This window comes from Armatimonadota bacterium, from assembly GCA_016223145.1.
Classification (GTDB): Bacteria; Armatimonadota; Fimbriimonadia; order Fimbriimonadales; family Fimbriimonadaceae; genus Nitrosymbiomonas.
On record JACRPN010000008.1, the window covers coordinates 215,417 to 236,073 of the forward strand.

21 protein-coding genes and 2 rRNA genes are annotated in these 20,657 nt (G+C 59.0%); 10 read left to right on the forward strand and 13 right to left on the reverse strand.

Annotated features, from left to right (window positions below; translation table 11 throughout):
- The first annotated feature begins 137 nt into the window (after positions 1 to 137).
- Complete coding sequence (locus tag HZC36_06135) at positions 138 to 842, forward strand: hypothetical protein (protein MBI5706552.1); 705 nt, start codon at positions 138 to 140, stop codon at positions 840 to 842.
- 3 nt (positions 843 to 845) lie between these two features.
- Here the strand turns inward: HZC36_06135 and murA are convergent, their stop codons facing one another.
- The gene (murA, locus tag HZC36_06140) at positions 846 to 2,117 is read right to left on the reverse strand and encodes a UDP-N-acetylglucosamine 1-carboxyvinyltransferase (protein MBI5706553.1); all 1,272 of its coding nucleotides are present in this window, start codon (positions 2,115 to 2,117) and stop codon (positions 846 to 848) included.
- A 147-nt stretch (positions 2,118 to 2,264) separates the two neighbouring features.
- Here murA and HZC36_06145 point away from each other — a divergent pair, with 147 nt between their 5' ends.
- Together HZC36_06145 and fsa are read left to right on the forward strand one after the other, a co-directional pair.
- Positions 2,265 to 3,560 (forward strand): MFS transporter, encoded by a 1,296-nt coding sequence (locus HZC36_06145; protein MBI5706554.1) that lies wholly within the window; start codon positions 2,265 to 2,267, stop codon positions 3,558 to 3,560.
- Positions 3,561 to 3,661: 101 nt separating this feature from the next.
- A complete protein-coding gene (fsa, locus tag HZC36_06150; GenBank protein MBI5706555.1) occupies positions 3,662 to 4,318 on the forward strand; it encodes a fructose-6-phosphate aldolase in 657 nt (218 codons plus the stop codon).
- 99 nt (positions 4,319 to 4,417) lie between these two features.
- On the opposite strand, the gene HZC36_06155 is transcribed toward fsa, so the two are convergent.
- The 5 genes from HZC36_06155 to HZC36_06175 form a co-directional block, all read right to left on the reverse strand.
- The gene (locus tag HZC36_06155) at positions 4,418 to 5,377 is read right to left on the reverse strand and encodes a hypothetical protein (protein MBI5706556.1); all 960 of its coding nucleotides are present in this window, start codon (positions 5,375 to 5,377) and stop codon (positions 4,418 to 4,420) included.
- Positions 5,378 to 5,476: 99 nt separating this feature from the next.
- Positions 5,477 to 6,478, reverse strand: a complete 1,002-nt coding sequence (locus HZC36_06160) for a hypothetical protein (protein MBI5706557.1) — start codon at positions 6,476 to 6,478, stop codon at positions 5,477 to 5,479.
- Positions 6,479 to 6,679: 201 nt separating this feature from the next.
- Positions 6,680 to 7,741, reverse strand: coding sequence for a hypothetical protein (locus HZC36_06165; protein MBI5706558.1), 1,062 nt, complete (start codon positions 7,739 to 7,741; stop codon positions 6,680 to 6,682).
- 173 nt (positions 7,742 to 7,914) lie between these two features.
- Positions 7,915 to 8,289, reverse strand: a complete 375-nt coding sequence (locus tag HZC36_06170; GenBank protein ID MBI5706559.1) for an RNA-binding protein — start codon at positions 8,287 to 8,289, stop codon at positions 7,915 to 7,917.
- Positions 8,290 to 8,445: 156 nt separating this feature from the next.
- A complete protein-coding gene (locus HZC36_06175) occupies positions 8,446 to 9,276 on the reverse strand; it encodes a hypothetical protein (GenBank protein MBI5706560.1) in 831 nt (276 codons plus the stop codon).
- A gap of 245 nt (positions 9,277 to 9,521) precedes the next feature.
- On the opposite strand from HZC36_06175, the gene HZC36_06180 reads away from it, so the two are divergent.
- From HZC36_06180 to HZC36_06195, 4 genes are all read left to right on the forward strand, one after another.
- Positions 9,522 to 12,473, forward strand: a 23S ribosomal RNA gene (locus HZC36_06180).
- Between the two features lie 176 nt (positions 12,474 to 12,649).
- Positions 12,650 to 12,766, forward strand: a 5S ribosomal RNA gene (gene rrf / locus HZC36_06185).
- A gap of 254 nt (positions 12,767 to 13,020) precedes the next feature.
- Positions 13,021 to 13,776, forward strand: coding sequence for a PEP-CTERM sorting domain-containing protein (locus tag HZC36_06190; GenBank protein MBI5706561.1), 756 nt, complete (start codon positions 13,021 to 13,023; stop codon positions 13,774 to 13,776).
- A 62-nt stretch (positions 13,777 to 13,838) separates the two neighbouring features.
- Positions 13,839 to 14,051 carry a hypothetical protein gene (locus HZC36_06195; protein MBI5706562.1) on the forward strand — a complete coding sequence of 71 codons (213 nt, stop codon included), beginning with the start codon at positions 13,839 to 13,841 and terminating at the stop codon, positions 14,049 to 14,051.
- A 96-nt stretch (positions 14,052 to 14,147) separates the two neighbouring features.
- Here the strand turns inward: HZC36_06195 and HZC36_06200 are convergent, their stop codons facing one another.
- Complete coding sequence (locus tag HZC36_06200) at positions 14,148 to 15,038, reverse strand: ROK family protein (protein MBI5706563.1); 891 nt, start codon at positions 15,036 to 15,038, stop codon at positions 14,148 to 14,150.
- 170 nt (positions 15,039 to 15,208) lie between these two features.
- Here HZC36_06200 and HZC36_06205 point away from each other — a divergent pair, with 170 nt between their 5' ends.
- The 3 genes from HZC36_06205 to HZC36_06215 all read left to right on the forward strand — a co-directional run bounded on the left by HZC36_06205 (position 15,209) and on the right by HZC36_06215 (position 16,934).
- Positions 15,209 to 16,192 carry a prepilin-type N-terminal cleavage/methylation domain-containing protein gene (locus HZC36_06205; GenBank protein MBI5706564.1) on the forward strand — a complete coding sequence of 328 codons (984 nt, stop codon included), beginning with the start codon at positions 15,209 to 15,211 and terminating at the stop codon, positions 16,190 to 16,192.
- A gap of 2 nt (positions 16,193 to 16,194) precedes the next feature.
- Positions 16,195 to 16,383: a hypothetical protein gene (locus tag HZC36_06210; GenBank protein MBI5706565.1), complete on the forward strand. Its 189-nt coding sequence runs from the start codon at positions 16,195 to 16,197 to the stop codon at positions 16,381 to 16,383.
- Positions 16,384 to 16,454: 71 nt separating this feature from the next.
- The gene (locus HZC36_06215; GenBank protein ID MBI5706566.1) at positions 16,455 to 16,934 is read left to right on the forward strand and encodes a redoxin domain-containing protein; all 480 of its coding nucleotides are present in this window, start codon (positions 16,455 to 16,457) and stop codon (positions 16,932 to 16,934) included.
- A gap of 6 nt (positions 16,935 to 16,940) precedes the next feature.
- On the opposite strand, the gene HZC36_06220 is transcribed toward HZC36_06215, so the two are convergent.
- From HZC36_06220 to HZC36_06245, 6 genes are all read right to left on the reverse strand, one after another.
- Positions 16,941 to 17,255, reverse strand: coding sequence for a hypothetical protein (locus tag HZC36_06220; protein ID MBI5706567.1), 315 nt, complete (start codon positions 17,253 to 17,255; stop codon positions 16,941 to 16,943).
- Positions 17,256 to 17,259: 4 nt separating this feature from the next.
- Positions 17,260 to 17,682, reverse strand: coding sequence for a hypothetical protein (locus HZC36_06225; protein MBI5706568.1), 423 nt, complete (start codon positions 17,680 to 17,682; stop codon positions 17,260 to 17,262).
- A gap of 562 nt (positions 17,683 to 18,244) precedes the next feature.
- Positions 18,245 to 18,772 carry a hypothetical protein gene (locus HZC36_06230; protein MBI5706569.1) on the reverse strand — a complete coding sequence of 176 codons (528 nt, stop codon included), beginning with the start codon at positions 18,770 to 18,772 and terminating at the stop codon, positions 18,245 to 18,247.
- Between the two features lie 84 nt (positions 18,773 to 18,856).
- The gene (locus HZC36_06235; GenBank protein ID MBI5706570.1) at positions 18,857 to 19,045 is read right to left on the reverse strand and encodes a hypothetical protein; all 189 of its coding nucleotides are present in this window, start codon (positions 19,043 to 19,045) and stop codon (positions 18,857 to 18,859) included.
- Between the two features lie 688 nt (positions 19,046 to 19,733).
- On the reverse strand, positions 19,734 to 20,282 hold the full coding sequence (locus HZC36_06240) for a hypothetical protein (GenBank protein ID MBI5706571.1): 549 nt from the start codon (positions 20,280 to 20,282) through the stop codon (positions 19,734 to 19,736).
- Positions 20,279 to 20,657 (reverse strand): hypothetical protein (locus HZC36_06245; protein ID MBI5706572.1); only part of this gene is annotated, 379 nt, incomplete at its 5' end. The genes HZC36_06240 and HZC36_06245, both read right to left, overlap by 4 nt.

Below are 20,657 nucleotides of genomic sequence, written 5' to 3' on the forward strand. Positions count from 1 at the left end.
CCGATGCGTGCCCTTGCGGTTCGGCTGATTTTTAGCTAGAACGCCAAGGAAGCCCCGGCAAGTTCGCCGGGTGGTTTCAACTCTACGATTGTAGATTATTGGTTGCTATCGGAGTTACCAAAGGCGTACATTGGGCGATGATGCGCAAGTTTGGACCTGCCCTCTCGCTTGTTTTGACCTTGACTGGAGCGACGCTCGCCGAGAATCAGGACACCTTCCAGTTCTCACCGCGATGGACGGTGGGAGAGAAGGCCACTTTTGTCTTGAAGCTCTCGATGGAAGCGCCCCAACTTGGTTCGATCGATATTTCCTTGGATCGCACTGAGACGGCGCTGAAGGTCTATGAGAACGGCGACGCGGACGTCGAGAGCGTCGTGAGCAACGTCAAGGTGCTGGTGAATGGCGTCCAGGTCGAGGCAGGCCAGCAGGGGGAACAAAAGAGCACGCAGAAGGTCGACCGCTTTGGTAAGAAGGTCGGTGAGAAAGCTGGTGCACAGGGAGGTAATCCGCTTGACTTCCTGAAGTTTCTGAACTTGGCGGACGGTAGAGTCTGGAAGGTGGGTGAGGCCCTTCCGATCCAGTTCAGGGAGAAGGGACCGCCCGAGGTCACGGGAAAGGGGACGGGGACGCTGGTGAGCTCTGAAGGAGGTGTGGCCAAGTTCACCGCAAGCATGGAGGTCACGACAGAAGGAAAGGACAAGCCCGCGAAGGTGACCTTTACGAGCTTCTATGACGTGGCCACAGGGCGATTGAACAAGACCGAGGGCACGCTATCGGGGCTAACGTCGGGGCCGTTTCCTGTGGATTCGGTGCAGGTTGTGGTCGAGAGGAAGAAGGCCTAGCCCCTACGCCACTTCGGCGTGTTCGCCGGGAACTCGCACGATGTTGGCGCCGAGGGCTCTAAGGTTTTCCTCCAAGTTCTCGTAGCCTCGATCGATGAAGTGGATGTTGCGCACACGGGTCTCGCCTTCAGCCGCAAGCCCGGCAAGGACCAGTGACGCCCCGGCGCGGAGGTCGCTGGCCTCCACCGTCGTCCCCTTGAGCTTGTTCACGCCGCTGATGATTGCTGAGCGGCCCTCAAGCCGGATCTTCGCGCCCATGCGGTTGAGTTCGGGGATGTGGCCGATGCGGCTCTCGTAGATGGTCTCCTCGACCACGCTGGTACCTTCGGCAAGGGTCAGCGCGGCGGCCATCGGCTGCTGCATGTCGGTTGGGAAGCCCGGATAGGGCATGGTCTTGATCTTGATGCCGCTCATTCGGCCCATCGAGGCCACGCGAACAGAATTCACTTCCTCGTCGGCTTCGGCGCCTGCCTCTCGAAGCTTGTTCACTAGGGCGGTCTGCGTTTCGGGGTTGATTTCGTTGACCGTGACATCACCCTTTGTGATCGCGCCGGCCAGCAGGTAGGTTCCGGCCTGGAGGCGGTCGCTGGGGACACGGAACTCGCAGCCGCACATTTCCTCCACGCCCATGATCGTGATCGTGCTGCTGCCCGCGCCCTCGATTCGCGCACCCATGCGGTTCATGAAGCCCGCGAGCTCGACCACTTCGGGCTCCACGGCGGCATTCTGGATGGTGGTGATGCCCTTGGCGAGCGTGGCCGTCGCCATCAGGTGCTGGGTCGCGCCGGCGCTGGGAAAGTCGAGGTAGATTTCTGCGCCCTTGAGGCGGTTCACCTTGCCGGAATACGCGCCGTCCTCGGTCTGAATGTCCGCGCCGAGCAGTTGCAGCCCTTTCAGGTGGAAGTCCACAGGTCTCGCGCCGATCTTGCAGCCGCCGGGCATGGGGATGCGCACCTGCCCAAGCCTGCCGAGCAAGGGGCCGAGCAAGTAGAAGCTGGTGCGGATCGCGCGCATCGCTTCGGGGTCGGGATCGCCTTGAAAGAGGTCCGTACAGTCGATGAAAAGGGACCCTTCGCGCCACTCGACCTTCGCCCCGAAGGACTCGAGGATGTGCGCCTTGATGCGCACATCTGAGACCTTGGGCACATTGTGAAGAACGGTCACTCCTTTGGCGAGGACGACCGACGATAACAGGGCAAGGCAGGCGTTCTTGCTTCCCGGCACCTCAATCGTGCCCTGGAGCGGCCTTCCCCCTTCAATGCGAAATTCACTCACTTCTTCCCTCCATCCTTGGCTGGGTCAGCGGTTTGACACTGTGGGAACCCACGGGATTGAATTGTACCCACGTCAAATAGGCCCTTCGACACTCCTTTGATGATGCAGACGCAGGATTGACAGAGGCGTTACAGAACTGGTTCTCATATGGCACCCTATCGAGATCGAACTTCCTGGTACCTCGGGCTCTCGGCCTATTGGTTTGCTACGAGCTTCAAGTGGTTCATTCTGCTGCTTGCCATTTTGCCGGCACAGGTGCGCTCGATCGTTGAGAGCGGCCCCAATGCCGCGGCCAAGGCCGACTACAACGCCCAATGGGGAACGGTGTTCGCCATTGGTGCGATATGGGCGATGTTCGGGCCATCGATTTTCGGCTATCTGACCGACCGGATGGGGTGTGGATCGGGTTCGAGGCGCAAGTTCCTTGCCATCGGCGCCGGCATGACCGTGTTGGCACTGGCACTGCTCTCGCAAGCCGACCGCCTATGGGTCCTCGCCTTAGGCTACTTGTTGCTGCAGATTTCAGACGACGTCGGGACGGGGCCATATGCGGCGTTCATCCCTGAATTGGTTCCACAGGACCGTCGGGGCCGAGCCAGCGGGATCATGGGCATCCTCCAGAACACCGGCCAGTTGTTCGCAGGGCTTACGGGACTTGCCCTGGGTTCGAGCGCACTCGCCATCTATGCGGTGATCGCCATTCTCAACGTGGTCTGCGCTTCGATCACCCTTTTGGGGACGAATGGCGCGGATCGAGTGAGCGCTGTCCCCACCGAACCAGTTGCCAAACCAGGCTTTGCCGACTATTTCAAGGGGTGGCTCACCCCATGGCGCTCCAGAGATTTCACGTGGGTGTGGCTGACCCGGTTCATGGTTGCCACGGGCTTCTATCTGATCGAGCCGTATCTCTCCAACTTCCTTCGCGACGTAGTGAAGACCTACACCCTCTTCGGCTTGACCCTGTCGAAGGACCCCGCAAATACGTTAGCGCCGGTAGCGGCATTGGGGTTGACAATCGCCCTCTTTGGCGCACTTGGGGCCATGACGGCCTCTCGCTATCTCGATCGTCTAGGCCGGAAACGAATCATCCGAACCTCGGGCGTGATCATGCTCGCCGTCCTGGTGCCGTTTGCGCTCACCTCCCAGTACACGACGCTCTGGTGTTTGGCCGTTGTGTTCGGGTTTGGCTATGGCATCTATGTCTCTGCCGATTGGGCCCTAGTGGCTGATGTGCTGCCCGATCCCGATTCGATCGGCAAGGACATGGGGGTTTGGGTGATGAGCCTGCCGCTCGCCCAATTCGCGGCTGGCCTGGCCGGGCGACTCATCAAGGTGGGCAACGAGTTGGGGCCGGGTTACGGCTATCGGGGGATCTTTCTGATTGCGGCGGTCTGGTTCATCGTGGGAACGAGCCTGGTCAGCCGGGTGAAGGGGTCGAGCTAGGGACGTCTCCACCCCCAACCCTCCCGACACGTCGGGACTCAGAAGCCTCCTCACTTTCCGCTGCGCGAAAAACAAGGAGGGGGCTAAGTACACTCTCCCCCATGAAGCTTTTTGTGGATACCGGCGACGTGGAAGAGGTGCGCAAGGCCGCCGATTGGGGGATTTTGGACGGTGTGACCACCAACCCGACACTGATCGCCAAGTCGGGCAAGGGATTCAAAGAGACCGTCCTTAAAATCTGCGAGCTGGTTCCGGGTGGGGCGATCAGCGCCGAAGTTGTGGCGCCAGACCACGCAGGCATGATGAAAGAGGCGCTCGAAATCGCGAGCTGGCACGAGCAGATCGTGATCAAGGTCCCCCTCACCGAAGCGGGCATCAAGACCGTTTCCAAACTCACCGAAAAAGGCATCCGCACCAACGTAACCTTGGTGTTTTCGGTGTCTCAGGCCCTGATGGCGGCGAAAGCCGGCGCGACGTTTATCTCGAACTTCGTTGGGCGGGTGGACGATATCAGCGGCGAGGGGATGGACGCCGTGGCCGAGACCGTGGATATGGTGCGGACCTATGGGTTTGAGAGCGAGGTGCTGGTGGCGAGTATTCGGCATCCGCTTCACGTGGTCCAAGCGGCGCGGGTGGGGGCGCACATCTCGACGATGCCGCTCAAGGTGATGCAGCAGCTCTTTCAGCACCCGCTGACCGACATTGGCTTGAAGCGGTTCAACGATGACTGGGCCGCGGCGGGATTGAGCATCTTCTAGCCCTTCACCCCTTTTCGCTTCCTTCGATCCTCATTGAACCCGCTATGTTTCGGCGATGGCCGACTGCTGCCGCATGCCATGGCCGAAAGAGTCGGGAAACTATGGTGAACCTGGGGCGGCCAACCCGAAGACCATCTCCGGCGTGAAGAGCTGCTCACCCGGTCCCCCGGCCGCGTAGTATCGGAACAACTGGGATGCCGTGTTTCCTGCCCTATCTACGTCGTCAATCGCACCAAATAGATAGCCTGGCAGGAGGCTTGCGAGCCACGGTTCAGTTCCTTTGCCCCATGTTAAGTGGGTGACCGTCGTGACTTCCCCGGTGTCCAGGTTCGCCGACTTGATCCGACACCACCACGGGTCTGAAGTGTCGAACGAGGCGAAAATCACAACCGCGTCTGTCCCCTGAACGAGCCGAGCCGGTTGCCTGCCCGTCTGTCCAAACAGAGGCTTGGGATCGGAGTCCGCAGGGCCGTCAATGTAATACAGCAGATCCTGTCCGGTCCCCCACCTTACAAAGACGATGTCACCCCTACTTGTGGAGGTGATGCCAGCAGTCGGCTTGACGTCACCCAGACTGGTTAGGCGGCGTGGCGCGCCACCTAAGAACGGACATTCGTAGACGTCAGTGCCATCCGCCGATCCCCCAACTACATAGACGGATGCTCCGTCCGCTGAAAAGCAAATCGATGATCCCGAGCCATAGGGTATCTGGGCTACCTTGGCAGGAGGCTTTCCGGACCTTTGGTCGAATGCAAAGAGATCCATGAATCCGTTGCTGGTTGTTGGAGAGCCTACTATCGCCACCGTCTGGCCATCGGGGCCGATGGCGTAGTCCTCTACATACTCTTCCGAGAAATCCAGGACCCTGCGTCGAACCCCATCAGCATCCACATCAATGAAGCGATTGCCCCCGGGGAACCCGGTCAAAAGCAGAAAGTGGAGGGGTTCGGGCACTTGTGACTGACGCGAGCCCCAGCATCCTGCCAACAGCAACGTGGAAGCGATGACCCCAGCCGCTAGGGGAGCAAGGCCCCCTCCTGAACGAGCTCCGATTGCCATAGGCCTATCATAGATAAGGGGGCAACAGAATCATCATATGAATTTTCGTAAGGATTTGCCTACGCAGCTCTTGCACGGCATGTTCAGCCCCTCAGCCCTTCACCCCTTCCTCTTCCGCACGGCCTCCTCAAACACCTTCCACGCCGGGCGGGGCTGGCCCTTGGCGTCCTTGAGCCCAAGTGAGCCCAGGAACGCCAGGAACCCGGGGTCGCTGATGCCGTAATAGCTTTCCAGGACGTGCATCAGGGAAGCGGGGAAGTCCGACTGCATAAAGAACGCGGCCAGAGGGATCCTCGCCGTGTGCCTGTCCAGTTGCCTGAAGACCTCGCCGATAAACTCGGCCTGCTTTTCTGGCGAACTGCCTGCTTTTTCGGACGCTGGGTAGCCGATCTCTTGGAGCAGCAGCGGCCGGTTGCCAGCGATCCCGAGCATGAAATCGAACTGAGAGGCCCAGATAGATGGGTTGTTTGCGGTGGGTCCCGCGCCGGAAGGGTAGTAGGTAAAGATGCAGACGTCGGTGTTTTCCTGAAGCAGACTCGCCAAGTTGGGCGACTTCTGGGATTCCAAACACATCACCGTCACGCCCACGCCGATGTCGGGTCGGATTTTCCTGATGATCGCGCGCCCTCGCGCGAGAAACCTCTTGTAGCCTGCCACTTCGCCGGGCCGGGAGTTCAGGTAGCCGTCCACTTCGTTTCCCAGGCTCACCCAGAGGACCCTCTTGCCCAGCTTGGGCGTAATCTCGGCCAGGAACTTCTCCCATCGTTCGGTGAGAACCGGATCGTCCCAGCTCTTGTCCATCAGGTCCTTCGGGAGACGGCGCTTGATGGTATCGAGGGTGTTGATTGTAAGGAGCCCCTCTTGCCCCATGAGCTTCAGCACGCCGAGGCTGTCGTTCAGAGGTTTGCCGTTCTGCTCTTCGTTTTCGTCCCACTTCAGGCTAGGGGCTGCGCCATCGAGCCCGAGACGAATCTGTTGGCGGATGGCGGCCATGAACTCCTCTTCACCCGCGCCATCGGGAACGCTGAGGGCCAGCCCGATGCGGGTGCTGAAGGGAGCGACGGTGGCGAGCACGAGGCTGATGAAAGGAAGAAGCGGCATGGTGGTCTCCTGGTGGAAAGGACTACCCGCCTCCGGCCCTCCGAGTTGGGCCCTTGGGACCATTAGTTGCTGACAAAGATGTATAGGATGCAGGTTCAGTAGATAAGCTGAAGCCTCCCCACCCGGTCCCGTGAGGCGCGGGATCTGCGATTCGCATTGCTCGCCGCCTCTCCCCAGTGGGGCGAGGTGGCAACAGGTGGTCTACTCGTAGCTGCCCAGCTCCTTTCCGAGCCGGACGAACTCACGGAACTCCTCGAGGCTCACGGACTGGGGCACCGAATGGTCGGATGAGATGAGGTACCCGCCGTCCTTCTTCATCTGGGGGATGACTCTGCGCATCTCGGCCCAGAGCGTCTCGGGCTCGGTGAAGTGGACAGCGTTTAGCCCGCCATGAAAGCCGAGCCGTTCGCCGTAGGTCTCTTTGAGCCAGATCGGGTCCATGCCCGCCTTCACCTCGATCGGGTTGAGGAACTCGACTCCTATCTCCAATAGGTCGGGGATGAAGGGCCGGATGTCGCCGCAGGAGTGCAGCCGCACTTTGACGCCCTTCTCGCGCGCCCAGTCGCAAGCCTTCTTGTGCGCCGGCTTCAGGATCTCTCGATAGGTATTGAGCGAGAAGAACTGGTTCTGCTTGTAGCCCATGTCGTCGGGCCAGGTGATCTCGTCGAAGGTGTATCCCGCGTCCCAGACCTGCTGGAACAGCGCCAGGTGCACGTCCAGGAAGTGATGGAACATGTCGGCGGCCCACTCCGGCTCTTCGATCATCGCCATCAGGAGCCGCTCGGTGCCGACGGTCCACGAGTGCGTCACGTCGAACCCGAACCAAAAGCCCGCGCTGATCCACGCGCCTTCCTCGCGCCAGCTTTTGTAGTGCTTCTTGAGGTGCTCCCAGTTGATCCGGTCGGGGTCTGGCGTCATCCGGGCCCTCGCGCGTTCCCAGCTCTCGCTGTCCTTGACGGTGAAGTCCAGGAATTCCGGGACGCCGCCAGCATGCTTCCAGTCCTTGAGCGTGGCGCCCCAACTTGTGGTATGGATCAGATAGTCTTCGGTTTCCTCGAGCACTTTGGATTCATAGCGCGGGCTGTTGTCGGCGCCAACGTAAACGAAGCGGTCGAGGTCGAAATAGCGGTCGTAGGGCACGTCCTTCGGCATGCCTTCGCTGTGCCAGCGCTCGATGGTGGCGGCCCAGGGACCGTCGGTGATGGGCACGCGGTCGGCTTCTCGGTGGGAATACATGCGCGTCATGCGCTCGTGGGTGGTCAATTCGGCACCTGGCTCTGGGCCGTCGGCGGGGCCCACCCAAGTCTATTGGAATCTTCTCACGGCTCGCTTGGGGGCTGAACCAACAAAGCGGGCGCAAGGATAGGTCCTTGCGCCCGCGATTGTGGAGTTCTGAGGTCAGGAGATCTCAGGACCCAACGTATTAGGCTGTGCGCTTACCAGCTGCGCCGACGTCCGCCGCCACCGCCGCCATAGTTGCCGCCACCACCGCCGCCGCCGCCGTAGCCGCCGCTTCGTCCGCCGCCGCCACCGCCGCCGCCTTCACCCTTCGGGCGGGCTTCGTTCACGGTGAGGGTGCGGCCGTCCATTTCCTTGCCGTTCATGGCCTGGATGGCAGCATCAAGCTGATCGGCATCCACGTCGACGAAGCCGAAGCCACGCCCCTCGATGATGCGGGCGTTGGTTGCGCCGAAAGTTGAGAATGCGCTGGTCAGAGAACCTTCGCTGGTGGAATAGGGCAGATTGCCCACATAGAGTGTCTTATTGGCCAAGTGTGGCCTCCTTTTCGGGGGAGCTGCCCCCGTTTTCATCTGTCCCGAATCAAGTGTCTAAGTAAGCTGAATTCAGGAGCAGGCAGAAGGCCGGGCTGATTCAAAAACTCATTAACGTGAGACGTTACACTGCAATAATACCTCGGCGATTTCGGCCGGGTTATTGAGCCAGGCTCCACATGTCCGGTTCACGTGCTACTTTCTGCTCTTGGGAAGCGCTCCTCTCAGCTTGGCCAGATTCGCGGCGTCAGCAGGCAATTCCACCCTTAGGAAGGTTTCCAAGCGATCCCAGTCACCGCTGGCCTCAATCGCCATGAGCTTCGGAAGGAGCCTGTCCATCGGCATTCTCGCAAAGGGCGCTCCCGAGTGGAGGCTGACAATGGCTTCGAGGCCCAGGCTTTCCGCCCAGCCCATCAGTCGGCCATTGGCCCCCATGTCTTTGAGCCAGTTCACCCCTGTCTCTTGATCCTTCGCCTCTTTCATTTTGCGATCGGCTTCCGCCGCTGCCGGCGGCAGGTCTTCCGTTCGTCGGTCTTCGGGGACATGAGAGTCTCGCTCGGAGAGCAGCTTCCGCAGTTCTGCATCGCCTAGTCCCGCTTTGCCTGCCGGTGTTTCTGACCAAGCGATCATCTCGTCGAAGAGCTGCTCTGGCGCCTCACCAAGAACCTGTTTGCGGACGGTGGGGTCGTTGGGGAGGGTCATCAGTTGCGGGGGATACGCTCCCGAGTCGTAGTAGTGGGCCAGGTCGGACCCGGTGTGGTTTCTCGGCCAGCGTTCATCCGCACAGTTGGCATAGGTTCCGTCTTGGCGAAGCCTTGCGGCGATGAATCGTGCGACCTCGAGCATCATCGTTTGAAGCACGCCGATGTTTCGCGCGAGTTCGGGATCGGGTATTCGGCCGAGTCCGACTTGGCCCGTGCAGAAGGCATAGGCCTCCCAGAGATGTGGGGATCGTTTCTCAAGGGGGAGCGACAGGAACTCCTCTCGTTGTGAATAGGCAAAGGGAAGAGGAGTCTGTTTGACCATAGCCCATGATAGCAGTTTTCAAGAATCCGCCAACTTTTTGTAGTTTTCATGGATCGATGGCAAAAGTTGCGAGATTCGGGCCCGGACCCTTGACATGCGCTGGCTGGGCTGGTATCATCTCCTCTTGCCGCTGGACCCCCGAGCGCTCACGCGTGTCGGTTCCAGCAGCCAGCGACGAGATCTTTGACAGTTGCATAGTGAACCCGTAATAGGGTGCATGCATCGAGCACTTGGAGAATTCAAGCTTTGCTGAAGCTTAGAGGGTGCGTGGTGAATGCCTAGGGACAAGTTGCCGAAGAAGGACGCGTAAAGCGGCGAAACGCTCCGGGGAGCTGCACAGTAGCGATGATCCGGAGATATCCGAATGGGGTAACCCCATCAGGGTCATGCCTGATGACCCACGCCTGAACACATAGGGCGTGAGGAGGGAACCGGGTGAACTGAAACATCTAAGTAACCCGTGGAAGAGAAATCGAAGAGATTCCGTAAGTAGCGGCGAGCGAACGCGGAACAGCCTAAACCGAAGGGCTTGCCTTTCGGGGTCGTGGGGCTACCGATAGGTCTCTAAATCTATAGGTCTTATAGGACTTATAGGTTTGGAGGCTTATAAAAGTTTACGAAATTGAGTTAGAAGAAGCGAATTGGAACATTCCGCCATAGAGGGTGAGAGCCCCGTATTTCAAAAACTCAGATCGAATTCAGGTGGTACCCGAGTAGCGCCGAACACGAGGAATTCGGCGTGAATCCGCCCGGACCACCGGGTAAGGCTAAATACGACTTGTCACCGATAGTGAATCCAGTACCGTGAGGGAATGGTGAAAAGTACCCCGGGAGGGGAGTGAAACAGACCCTGAAACCGCGCCACCCACAAACAGTCGAAGCGCTATGACCGGAGCGATCCGGCCAGGCGTAACGGCGTACCTTTTGCAGAATGAGCCTGCGAGTTGTTGATGCCGGCAAGGTTAAGCGTCTCAGACGCGAAGCCGGAGGGAAACCGAGTCCGAATAGGGCGTCAAGTCGGTATTAGCAGACCCGAAACTGCGTGATCTAGCCATGGCCAGGCTGAAGTGGTGGTAACACACCATGGAGGGCCGAACCGATTAACGTTGAAAAGTTACCGGATGAGTTGTGGTTAGTTCGGTGAAATGCCAATCGAACGCAGAAATAGCTGGTTCTCCCCGAAATGCATTTAGGTGCAGCGTTAGATGGTGTCATATGGGGGTAGAGCACTGAATGGTCTAGGGGGCCTACCAGCTTACCGAAACCAACCAAACTCCGAATACCATATGATCAATCTGGCAGTGAGACGGCGAGTAATAAGATCCGTCGTCAAAAGGGCAATAGCCCAGATCTACAGCTAAGGGCCCTAAACGTGAGTTAAGTGTGAAACGATGTGAGATCGCGTTAACAGCCAGGAGGTTGGCTTGGAAGCAGCCATCCTTTAAAAAGTGCGTAACAGCTTACTGGCCGAATGTGATTTTGCGCGGATAATGTAAGGGGGCTTAAACTCACTTCCGAAGCTTAGGGATCATCGTAAGATGATCGGTAGGGGAGCGTCGTGCACGCAGCGAAGCCGTAGCGTAAGCAGCGGTGGAGTGTGTACGAGTGAGAATGCAGGCATGAGTAGCGAGTATTGAGGTGAGAATCCTCAACGCCGAAAACCTAAGGTTTCTCCGGCCATGTTCGTCAGACGGAGGTTAGGCGGTTCCTAAGGTGAGGCCAGAAGGCGTAGCCGATGGACATCTGGTTGATATTCCAGACCCAGTGCGCGGGCAATGGAGGGACGCTTCTCGATATCCCATCCCACACCGTTGGTTGTTGTGGGCTAGCTAAAGGTTTGGCCAGTAGAAATATTGGCGGAATGACTAATAGCGGGAAAGGAAACTCTTCGGAGGGACTGAACTGGGATTGAGGGGGGCCGAGAAAAGCTCCACAGCTATACCGCGTATCTGACCGTACTGCAAACCGACACAGGTAGGTGAGTCGAGGAGACTAAGGCGTTCGAGAGAACTCTCGTTAAGGAACTAGGCAAACGAGCCCCGTAAGTTAGCAATAAGGGGCGCCCCGCAAGGGGCCGCAGCGAAGCAGCCCAGGCGACTGTTTACCAAAAACACAGGTCTCTGCTAAGGTGAAAACCGAAGTATAGGGGCTGACGCCTGCCCAATGCCCGTAGGTTAACAGGAGATGTCAGGGGCAACCTGAAGCATCGAATCGAAGCCCGGGTGAATGGCGGTCGTAACTCTAACGATCCTAAGGTAGCGAAATTCCTTGTCGGCTAAATACCGACCCGCATGAAAGGCGTAACGACTTGGGCACTGTCTCAACGAGAAGCTCGGTGAAAATGTAGCACCCGTGAAGATGCGGGTTCCGCGCAGTAGGACGGAAAGACCCCGTGGAGCTTTACTACACCTTAAGATTGTGAATTGGTTATGCATGTAGAGCGTAGGTGGGAGCTTCGGCACCAATGGAACACCACCCTTGTATATCTGGTTCACTAACCTGGTCCCTGATCGGGATTGGAGACAGTCTTAGGCGGGTAGTTTGACTGGGGCGGTCGCCTCCGAAAGAGTAACGGAGGCGCTCAAAGCTGCACTCAGCCTGGTTGGAAATCAGGCGTTGAGCGTATAGGTATATAGTGCGGTTGACTGCGAGACAGACAGGTCGAGCAGGGACGAAAGTCGGACTAAGTGACCCTCTGGTTGTGCGTGGGCACGCCAGGGTTCATCGGATAAAAGCTACCCCGGGGATAACAGGCTGATCTTGCCCGAGCGCTCACAGCGACGGCATGGTTTGGCACCTCGATGTCGGCTCGTCGTATCCTGGGGCTGTACAAGGTCCCAAGGGTTCCGGAGTTCACGGATTAAAACGGCACGCGAGCTGGGTTCAGAACGGCGTAAGCCAGTTCGGTCCCTATCCACTGCGCGCGTAGGAAATTTGAGGGGAGTCGCTCTTAGTACGAGAGGACCGGAGCGAACTGACCTCTGGTGTACCTGTTGTGCCGCCAGGCGCAGACGCAGGGTAGCCACGTCGGGAAGGGATAAGCGCTGAAAGCATCTAAGCGCCAAGCCCACCCCAAGATTAGATTTCCCATCCTATGGAGTAAGGCCCCCGGGAGAACACCGGGTGATAGGCCGCAGGTGTAAGCATGGCAACATGTTCAGCTGAGCGGTACTAATTGGCCGAGGGCTTCAAGCAAAGCTTTCTCCAATGTTCGATGGATGTAGTCTATTGCGGTTCCTATGCAACTATCAAAGCTCTCTTATGCTGAGAGCAGTCGGAATGGTGGCCAGGAGTTCAGGTGGCCAGGTGTTCGGTTGATACCGGGTGCCTGAGAACCTAGTACCTGAGAACCAATCCGACCCCCGATTTCTATTCGGGTGGCCATGGCGAGGGGGAAACACCCGTTCCCATCCCGAACACGGCAGTTAAGCCCCTCAGCGCCGGAAGTACTTGGTTGGCGACAGCCCGGGAGATATGGACGCTGCCCGGATAGTAACTTTTGAAAAGCCTCACCTTTGGTGGGGCTTTTTTGCTTTTGGGCCTTCTACTTTTTTTCAGCAGAAGTGCAACTTCGCTTGCAAACCATCAACTCTCAACTTGGTAAATCTGTCAAGAATCGTATCAAGCGAAAATCCGGATTACTCTATCTATCGTGCGCTCCAGATGTGCACCCCAATAAGTGCACCTGACGCCGCCGTCCGGCAAGGCCGAAAGCTGAGCTGGCGGAACGTGAGGATGGATGAAATGATACGTAAAGCCATGCGGCCCCTTGCCGCCTTATCGCCCCTTTTGCTCCTGCCTGCAGGCGCCCTCGCCCAGACCGCGCTCGGATCGACCCTCAACGTCTCCGCGGAGGCCGACGCCGACCAGTTCAACGGTTCGTATTCATACGCAGCCAGCAGCGACTCACAAGGAGGAACGCTCAATCCTCTTGCGGGTTCGGTGTCTGTGACGAATACGGAAGCGGGCGGAGGCTACGTGACGAGCCAGTCTAGCGCCTCGGCCAGCTTCTTCAGTGCTGCTTCAGGCCTGGTCCATTGGCGCGACATGGGTTGGACCCGTGACTCCCTCAAGAACCACGAGGCCAAGCTGAACAACTTCAACACCGGCCTCGATACCTTTACCTACACCTTCCAGGCCACCTCGAATGGGCAGTTCAAGCTGAACTATCGCGTGTGGAGTTCGGGTTCCGTGTTTGGCCTTCAGGGTCTACGAATCAGCTGGACGGGCGCAGGCGGAGGCTTCGATGCCAGCGATCCCTACACCCCCGATGCAACCGGTACATTCACTCGCGCCCTAGTGAACGGCACGACATATACTGTCGGACTTTTCAACTACGGCAACATCTTTTCTGCGGCGGGCCAAGGGTACTCCCAGGGCCTCATGAACGCCGACTTCGATTGGTCGATCACAGCGGTGCCCGAGCCGGCAAGCCTGGCCTTCCTCGCCACCGGCCTTGGCTTCATCGGCCTGCGAAGGTCGCCTCGACGCAACGGCTGATCGGCGCTCCGCCATCGCCCCAGGGCCAGAAAGTGCCATGGGCTTGCAGGAATCGAAAGCGTATGCCTCAAAATAGTAGGCGTACGCTTTCAGGTTTCAAGGGTGCGCTTTGGAGCCAGTCGGCCGCGCAAGTCCGGGAGCCTGCCCTTAAACTCTCAAAACCGGAGTTCGTTGAAATGCAGGATGGCAAGCTTTGGCAGTACATCGTCATCATCGTGGGTCTGGCGGCAATCGCCTTTGTGGTCTACAAGGTAGCCACGGGCGGACTCGGATAGTCCGCCAAGAGCCACAAGATCACAAAGCGAACAGCATCTCTGACGGCACGATCGCACCACGCTGGATGCCGGCCCGCGCCTCTGTTGCGGCTGACCCTATAGCACGAGCATAGCGGCGCCAAATACGCCTGCGCTGTCCCCCAGGGTTGGTCGCCGGAACTCGGTATGAAGTGCCGGGGTGATCACCCACGGCGCCGCGCACTCGCGCGCCCTGGCGCACAGCCGCTCCACGTTGCCGACCCCGCCTCCCAGAACCACCACGTCGGGGTCCAAGACGTTGATCACGGGGCCGATTGCCATGCCAAACAGGTTGCACAAGCGGTCGATGGTCTGCACCGCACTCAAATCTCCTTCTTCCTCGAGGGCGGCGATGTCGGGAAGCGGCAGATTGCGCGCGGAAATGGACTCATAGTAGCGCTCCAAACTCGGGCCAGACAGCACCGTCTCGACGCACCCCCGCCTGCCGCAATAGCAGGGGACTCCGCCTTCTTCGAGCACGTTGTGGCCCCATTCGCCGGCGATGCTGTGCCGTCCCATGAGCACCTTCCCGTCGATCACGATTCCCGCCCCGACGCCCGTGCCCATGATCACCCCGAACACGCTTCCGAAGCCCTGCGCACACCCGAGCCTTGCCTCCGCGAGCGCAAAGCAGTTGGCGTCGTTGGCCATCACCACCCGAGCGCCGAGTGCGCGCTGTACATCTTCCCAGAGGGTGCGCCCGTTGAGAACGGTGGAGTTGCAGTTCTTCATGAGGCCCGTGTCTGGATCGCGTGCGCCGGGGGTCCCCATGCCGATCGTCTCGGGCCGCTGCAGCCCCGTCTCGGCCTCCAACATCTCGACGACCCTGGCGATTTGGCCGAGAAGGTGGGAATAGCCCTTGGCGGATTCGCTGGGAAGGCGAAGGCGAGCCAGAGGAGCCGCGAGGTTGCGCGGATCGAGCACCACGCCCTCTACCTTCGTGCCGCCAAGGTCTAGCCCCCAAAGCATCCCCTAGGTTTACCGGAACGTGCCCGTGCCCTGCAAAGGCTCATTCCCTTGGAACATACCAACGATTCCATGACCGAAGCATTGGGTTGTGGAGGAACTCATGTTATAGTACAGTACGTCCGTCAGCAATTCTGCTGATGGATCGGTCTTTGGGGAGTGACAAGGACACCATGACGAGTTCTAACCTATCAAGAAAAAGGGCGTTTACCCTTATCGAGCTTCTGGTCGTCATCGCGATCATCGCGATTCTTGCGGCCATCCTGTTCCCCGTGTTTGCCCAGGCAAAGGCGGCAGCGAAGAAGACGCTGTCGCTGAGCAACCTCAAGCAGACGCAACTGGGAACCCTGATGTATCTGGCGGACTATGACGACTACTATCCGCTGGCGTTCGCGCCCGGCTCGCCGGGACCGCCCGCCGGCGCATACAACTGGAACTTCTTCGTTCCCGTGCCGGACAGCATCATGCCCAACACGGAGCCGGACTGGAAGCTGAACGGCGTTCGAACGTTCGTCTTCAACACCATCCAGCCCTATATCAAGAACATCAACCTGTACCGGTGCCCAGGAGGCGTTCAAAGAACGACTAGCGCGACTTACGCGCCCTCCACGGGCCTTCCCGAGGGCCTGGAATCGATCACTTACACCTATAACGGGCTCCTAAATGGATACAGCTCGACGGCGATCACTACGCCAGCGGACCTGACCGTCTTCTGGCATGGGCACGGCAAGAGGACCCTCTACGGGCTCGGCTATGCCAGCCCCTGGTTGAACTGTAACGACGGGAACCAGCCCTGCCGGTACATCCCTTCTAAGTCGGGTTGCGACTTCAACATCAACGGCGAGACGGGCGGCTACACCACGCGAACGGGCGCAGGCACCGGGCACAAGACCGGCGTCAACATCTTTGCGGGCGGGATCATCCTGGCCTATGCGGACGGCCACGCGAAGTTCAAGAGGCTCTCGACCGGGACCCAGGACACGACGATGAGAACCGATCCCCGAAAGGAGCCATGGGCTCGCTACGACGTGTTCATGTCGCCTAGAGGAAGGTATTGGGACCAGTATTTCTGCCATCCCTATTTCTTCCGACCGGACTTTGACTTCTCGACCCCGGAGGCGGCCACCTATGTTGGCGGCGGTGCCGACCCGCTATGAGGATGCGCGCGCTTGCATTGTTGCTGGCAGTGGGCGCAAGCTTGCTGCTGGTGGGCTGCGGAGGGGGTGATTCCAGCGAGGACGACAAAAAGCTTCCGGGAAAGCCCAAGATCATCGAGACGCCGGATGGCACCGTCCCCCCCGGCGATAGCCGGACGGCGCCGAGCCAATCGGACGAAGCAAGAGGCTGAGCCTCGACGCACCAAGGCCGCGCGTGAAGGTCACTCCACGCGCGGCTTCTTGTTGTCATAATGGACTCGCCATGCCCATCTCCGTTGGTTCTCAAGCCCCCGATTTCACCCTCAAGACCAAGACCGCCGAGGGATTCGTCGACGTGACGCTGTCCTCGAACTACAGCAAGAAGAACACCCTCTTGCTGTTTGTTCCGGGCGCCTTCACAGGCCCTTGCACGGACGAGCTTTGCGGGATCGCCAGCGGACAGTTCCTCAAAACCGATGACAGCACGCAGGTTTACGGCATCAGCGTGGATGGGCCGCTGTCCCAGGAAGCTTGGGCCAAGGCCAGCGGCATCACCACGACGCTTCTCAGCGACTTTGGCAAGAAGGTCATCCACGACTACGGCGTGGTGCTGCCAGACTTTCTGGGAACCAATGGCGAGGCGGCGGCACGGGCCGCGTTTGTGGTGGACAAGGCGGGCATCGTTCGCTACGCCGAACAAACGGTGACGCCCCGCGATATGCCGAATTGGGACGCGATTCGGGAGTGTTTGTCTTCTTTGTGAGGCGCCCTAAACCCCATCCTCACCTGGCGTCGCGTCAACTGAATCCAGCTCGGCCTGAGTCCAGTTCCATTCAGGCGGTGGCCACACACCGACGATCTCACGCATGATAGCGGCGATTCCGTCGAGTTGCTCCGAGGTGAGTTCTGCGTCCTCGGCAAGGTAGAACTCGTAATCATCGGGTCCGTACGGTGCGGAGGCTTCGTGATCCACGTAACGGTTGGTCACGGCGACATCGATTGGAAGGTTCGCCTCGCGCAGGGCCAGCGTCAGTGTCTTCGCCAAAACCTCATCGTTCGTCTTGAAGAAGCGCTCAGAAGCCATCTGGTCACGCACTCCTAAACACACCCACCAGCCAAACCAGCAGCATCACGAACCCATAGATCGCGACGATCGCGACGATGAACGCCAAGAGATAGGTCGCGTAGCCCACCTCCGTCGCCTCATCTTTGAGCTCCATGTGCTCGATCTCGTCGGCCTCTTCTTCGCTGAAGCCGTCCGACCGGGACACCGACCGAATGATCTCCTTGATCGCGGGGTCTTGGGCGGCCTCCTCACTTTCTGCCCAGAATTCGAACGGCCCGCCGGGCTGGATGACGCCGACACCCGAGCCGCCAAGCTGCATCTTGACCGGGAGGCCGGCCTCCTCAAGGCGGCTCTCGATCAGCCGTGCTTGCACGGGGTTGAAGCTGGTGTGAACGCGAACACGGGGCATGAGCTTAGGGTTCTTCCGCAGAAAGTTCTGTGACATGGCCGTCAAGGTAAGCCATCGAATTGTAGCGCTTTGTCGATCCCCCCTTCGCAGGGTGCTCGCGAAGCGGATCCGGAAGGCTCAGTAAGGGGTCGCTTGCGTTCCGAGCGAGGTTGATAGAGTCATAGAGAAATGTCTGTGCTCGCGGCTCATTGACCTTCGCCAAAACCTGCAGGGACAACCGGCTATCGAAGGCGTATCCATAGGGCGGTTTGTTTGGGTCCGCGTTTGAACTCTGAACACCTGGGCAATGTTCTATCAGGATATTCTTGTGGTAGGGGCGAAATGCGTCCATCCACTCGTCCCGGAGCGGCAACCGATCGTCATAGTCCCCCGCGTACATGATGCCAGAAAGCGCTAGCTGCTTGAGGGTCGTAAGGCAGGTGGCCTTGCCATGCCCATCGACGGATGGTGCCGCGAAAACAACGGGCCACAGGATGAAACATACAAGGGCTAGGCTCAAGGCAATGACTCCAATTCCAGCCAACTTCTCTCCCACGTCATTTCCTCCGGCCGTAACCACATTATGGGCTGCGTCGCTGCCAGCTCCTGCGATCCGGGATTAGCGAGCCTCAGCTTTCGCGTGGCCGTCCAGGTACGCCGTCACGTTCTTCGTGCTGTTCCTGTGCCGAGGCGGGTTCGGGCGGCTGTTGACGAGATCAGAGGCGTTCTTGGCGAGGTTCGACGAGTCGTAGCAGAGGCGAGTCGTCTCGGGCTTCTTGAACGATGCGAGCTTCTTGTCGCTCAGGCGGGCGTTCATCGCGTACCCAAAGACGCTTCGGTTTGCTTCCCCGTCTTTCTTCAGCTGGGGGCAGCGGAAGATGGCGAACCTGTCCTCCTCACCGTTCGGCATGGTCCGCGAGGCGAGGTAGGGCTGAAGTTGGTCCATCCATCGGTCACGGTTGGGCAGAGTGCCGTCGTAGTCCTCGGAGTACATCAGCGCACCTTGGGCGATCTGCTTGAGGTTGCTCATGCAAGCGGATTGACGGCTCAATTCGGGTGAACCACATGCGCACGTTGGCCACAAGATGGCGCCCACAACAAACAGAAGCACGACTAGGCTAAGGACGAGCATGGGCTTGGCGATCATTTCGAAGCCTCCTCTATAGTCTACGACAACAAAAAAGCCCGCCTCGTTGGTTAACGAGACGGACTTTTTGCCCTGCTATGAGGTTCAGCTTGCATAAGCGCCGTCCTGCGCCGGCTTTTCGCCGGTGGCCGGCTTCTGGGCCTCCGCGAGGGCGCGTCGCGCCTGCAGCCAACGCTGCCGGGCGACGACCACCGGGTGGTCCTGGCCGAGGTGCTGGGTGACTCCGCGGCCGTCGACCTTCTCAAGCTGCTTTTCCAATAGCTCTTGTTCCAATGTTATTCTCCTTGTGTTTGAGAGGTCTTGGCGGCTCGTGGTATTCGAGACGCGAAACAGGTCTGGCTCCATGACCGGGTTACGGACACTCCGCTGGCTTTAGGTCCCTCAGGTCCAAAAGTCCCATCGAGTGGAGCGAGAGCGAGTCAGGTTCCCCAGATGGGGACGGTCGGCAAGATTGCCGAGACGACGAGACGCGCTATGCGCCCATCGAAAAGGCGCCAGCGCTTGGTTGCAGTTGTGTGTTGCGCATGGCTGCTACTCGTAAGAGTATGAGCTAAGACGAGCGACTCTGAAGAAAGTTCTGTCGAAAGGCCTAGTTTTGTGAGTGTGGAAGTGTGGATGTAGGGAAGGGTGGAGGGGACGGAGCGCAGGCATCCCCCTCCTCTTGTTGCGACGAAGGAGCAAGAGGAGGAGGGGGATGGGGGTGGAGGTTCCGAGGCACCGGGCAAGGGCGGAAGTGAGGACAAAAAGGGATGAGGAGATCAGGAGACGACTAGATCAGAAGGCTCAAGCAGGGTCCTGTCATTCCGAACGTAGTGAGGAATCTACTTGGAGCGGTACACGACCTCGAACACAGAGCCTCCAATCACGGGGCGGATTACAGTCAGATTCCTCACTGCGTTCGGAATGACAAACTCATCCACGGCTCCAGGCTGATCGAGCAGGCGAGGAGTGCAAGGTGCTGCTACGGCCCCACCGACTTCGCGGCCTCCTTCTTCAGGCCCTTGGTGTGGCTATCCAGAAAGCAGACCATGTTGACCAACTCCCCGTGCCTGGGGGGATCGGGCAGGCTGGCAAACGGGTCGCTTGCGTTTCGGGCCAGATTGATCGAATCGTAGAGCATCGGCCTGTTCTGGGTGGCCTCCCAATCCAGAACGCCCGTCTTAAAGCCCGACAAGCGGCTGTTGAAGCTGTAGCCGTAAAGGTCTTTGCGGTCGGCGTACTTGGCCGTAACTTCGCCGCAGCGCTCGCCGCCATAGTTTTTGTGATAGTCCCGGATGGCATCCATCCAAATGTCGCGCGGGGGTAACCGGTCATCCCAATCTGCGGCGTACATCAGGTTCGCGAGTCCAAGCTGCTTCAGGTTGGAGATGCAGGAGATGCGATTGTGGCTATGTGGCCGCGCGGACAAGTAGGCGAGGAGGATGAAGGCGACAAATCCCAAGCAAATCAATCCCACGAACGCCTCGAACAGTCTTCTTCCCAAGCCGGCCGCTTCCGTGAAGATCCTCATGGTTTGAACTCCTTGGCCTTTTCCTTGGAGAGCGCGATTGCGTGTGCATCGGCAAAGGCAACGACGTTTTTGGGGAGTTCTTTAGTGCCGTGCCTGCCGGGATCGGGCAGGCTGTTGAACGGGTCGCTGGCGTTGCGGGCAAGGTTGTTTGAGTCGTAGAGCATGGGCCGGGCTTCAGGATCGGTGATCTTGTTGGTGTCTATCTGGTGTAGCCGCGAGTTGAAGGAAAAGCCGTACAGGCTCGGGTTCTCTTCGTTCTCCTTGGCGACCACCGTGCAGTGGTTCGAGGGCTCGTTTTTGACGTAGGGGGCCAGTTGGTCCATCCAACTGTCACGGTCCATGAGGCGGTCGTCAAAGTCCTTCTCATACAACATC

Excerpts from the sequence above, each read along its gene's own strand:
- HZC36_06160 (MBI5706557.1), bottom strand. The coding sequence starts at position 6,478 with ATGCCGCTTCTTCCTTTCATCAGCCTCGTGCTCGCCACCGTCGCTCCC.
- HZC36_06135 (MBI5706552.1), top strand. The coding sequence starts at position 138 with ATGATGCGCAAGTTTGGACCTGCCCTCTCGCTTGTTTTGACCTTGACT.
- fsa (MBI5706555.1), top strand. The coding sequence starts at position 3,662 with ATGAAGCTTTTTGTGGATACCGGCGACGTGGAAGAGGTGCGCAAGGCC.
- HZC36_06225 (MBI5706568.1), bottom strand. The coding sequence starts at position 17,682 with ATGTCACAGAACTTTCTGCGGAAGAACCCTAAGCTCATGCCCCGTGTT.
- HZC36_06190 (MBI5706561.1), top strand. The coding sequence starts at position 13,021 with ATGATACGTAAAGCCATGCGGCCCCTTGCCGCCTTATCGCCCCTTTTG.
- HZC36_06155 (MBI5706556.1), bottom strand. The coding sequence starts at position 5,377 with ATGGCAATCGGAGCTCGTTCAGGAGGGGGCCTTGCTCCCCTAGCGGCT.
- HZC36_06210 (MBI5706565.1), top strand. The coding sequence starts at position 16,195 with ATGCGCGCGCTTGCATTGTTGCTGGCAGTGGGCGCAAGCTTGCTGCTG.
- HZC36_06230 (MBI5706569.1), bottom strand. The coding sequence starts at position 18,772 with ATGATCGCCAAGCCCATGCTCGTCCTTAGCCTAGTCGTGCTTCTGTTT.
- HZC36_06240 (MBI5706571.1), bottom strand. The coding sequence starts at position 20,282 with ATGAGGATCTTCACGGAAGCGGCCGGCTTGGGAAGAAGACTGTTCGAG.
- HZC36_06195 (MBI5706562.1), top strand. The coding sequence starts at position 13,839 with ATGCCTCAAAATAGTAGGCGTACGCTTTCAGGTTTCAAGGGTGCGCTT.
- HZC36_06145 (MBI5706554.1), top strand. The coding sequence starts at position 2,265 with ATGGCACCCTATCGAGATCGAACTTCCTGGTACCTCGGGCTCTCGGCC.
- HZC36_06220 (MBI5706567.1), bottom strand. The coding sequence starts at position 17,255 with ATGGCTTCTGAGCGCTTCTTCAAGACGAACGATGAGGTTTTGGCGAAG.
- HZC36_06170 (MBI5706559.1), bottom strand. The coding sequence starts at position 8,289 with ATGAAAACGGGGGCAGCTCCCCCGAAAAGGAGGCCACACTTGGCCAAT.
- HZC36_06200 (MBI5706563.1), bottom strand. The coding sequence starts at position 15,038 with ATGCTTTGGGGGCTAGACCTTGGCGGCACGAAGGTAGAGGGCGTGGTG.
- HZC36_06175 (MBI5706560.1), bottom strand. The coding sequence starts at position 9,276 with ATGGTCAAACAGACTCCTCTTCCCTTTGCCTATTCACAACGAGAGGAG.
- HZC36_06215 (MBI5706566.1), top strand. The coding sequence starts at position 16,455 with ATGCCCATCTCCGTTGGTTCTCAAGCCCCCGATTTCACCCTCAAGACC.
- HZC36_06205 (MBI5706564.1), top strand. The coding sequence starts at position 15,209 with ATGACGAGTTCTAACCTATCAAGAAAAAGGGCGTTTACCCTTATCGAG.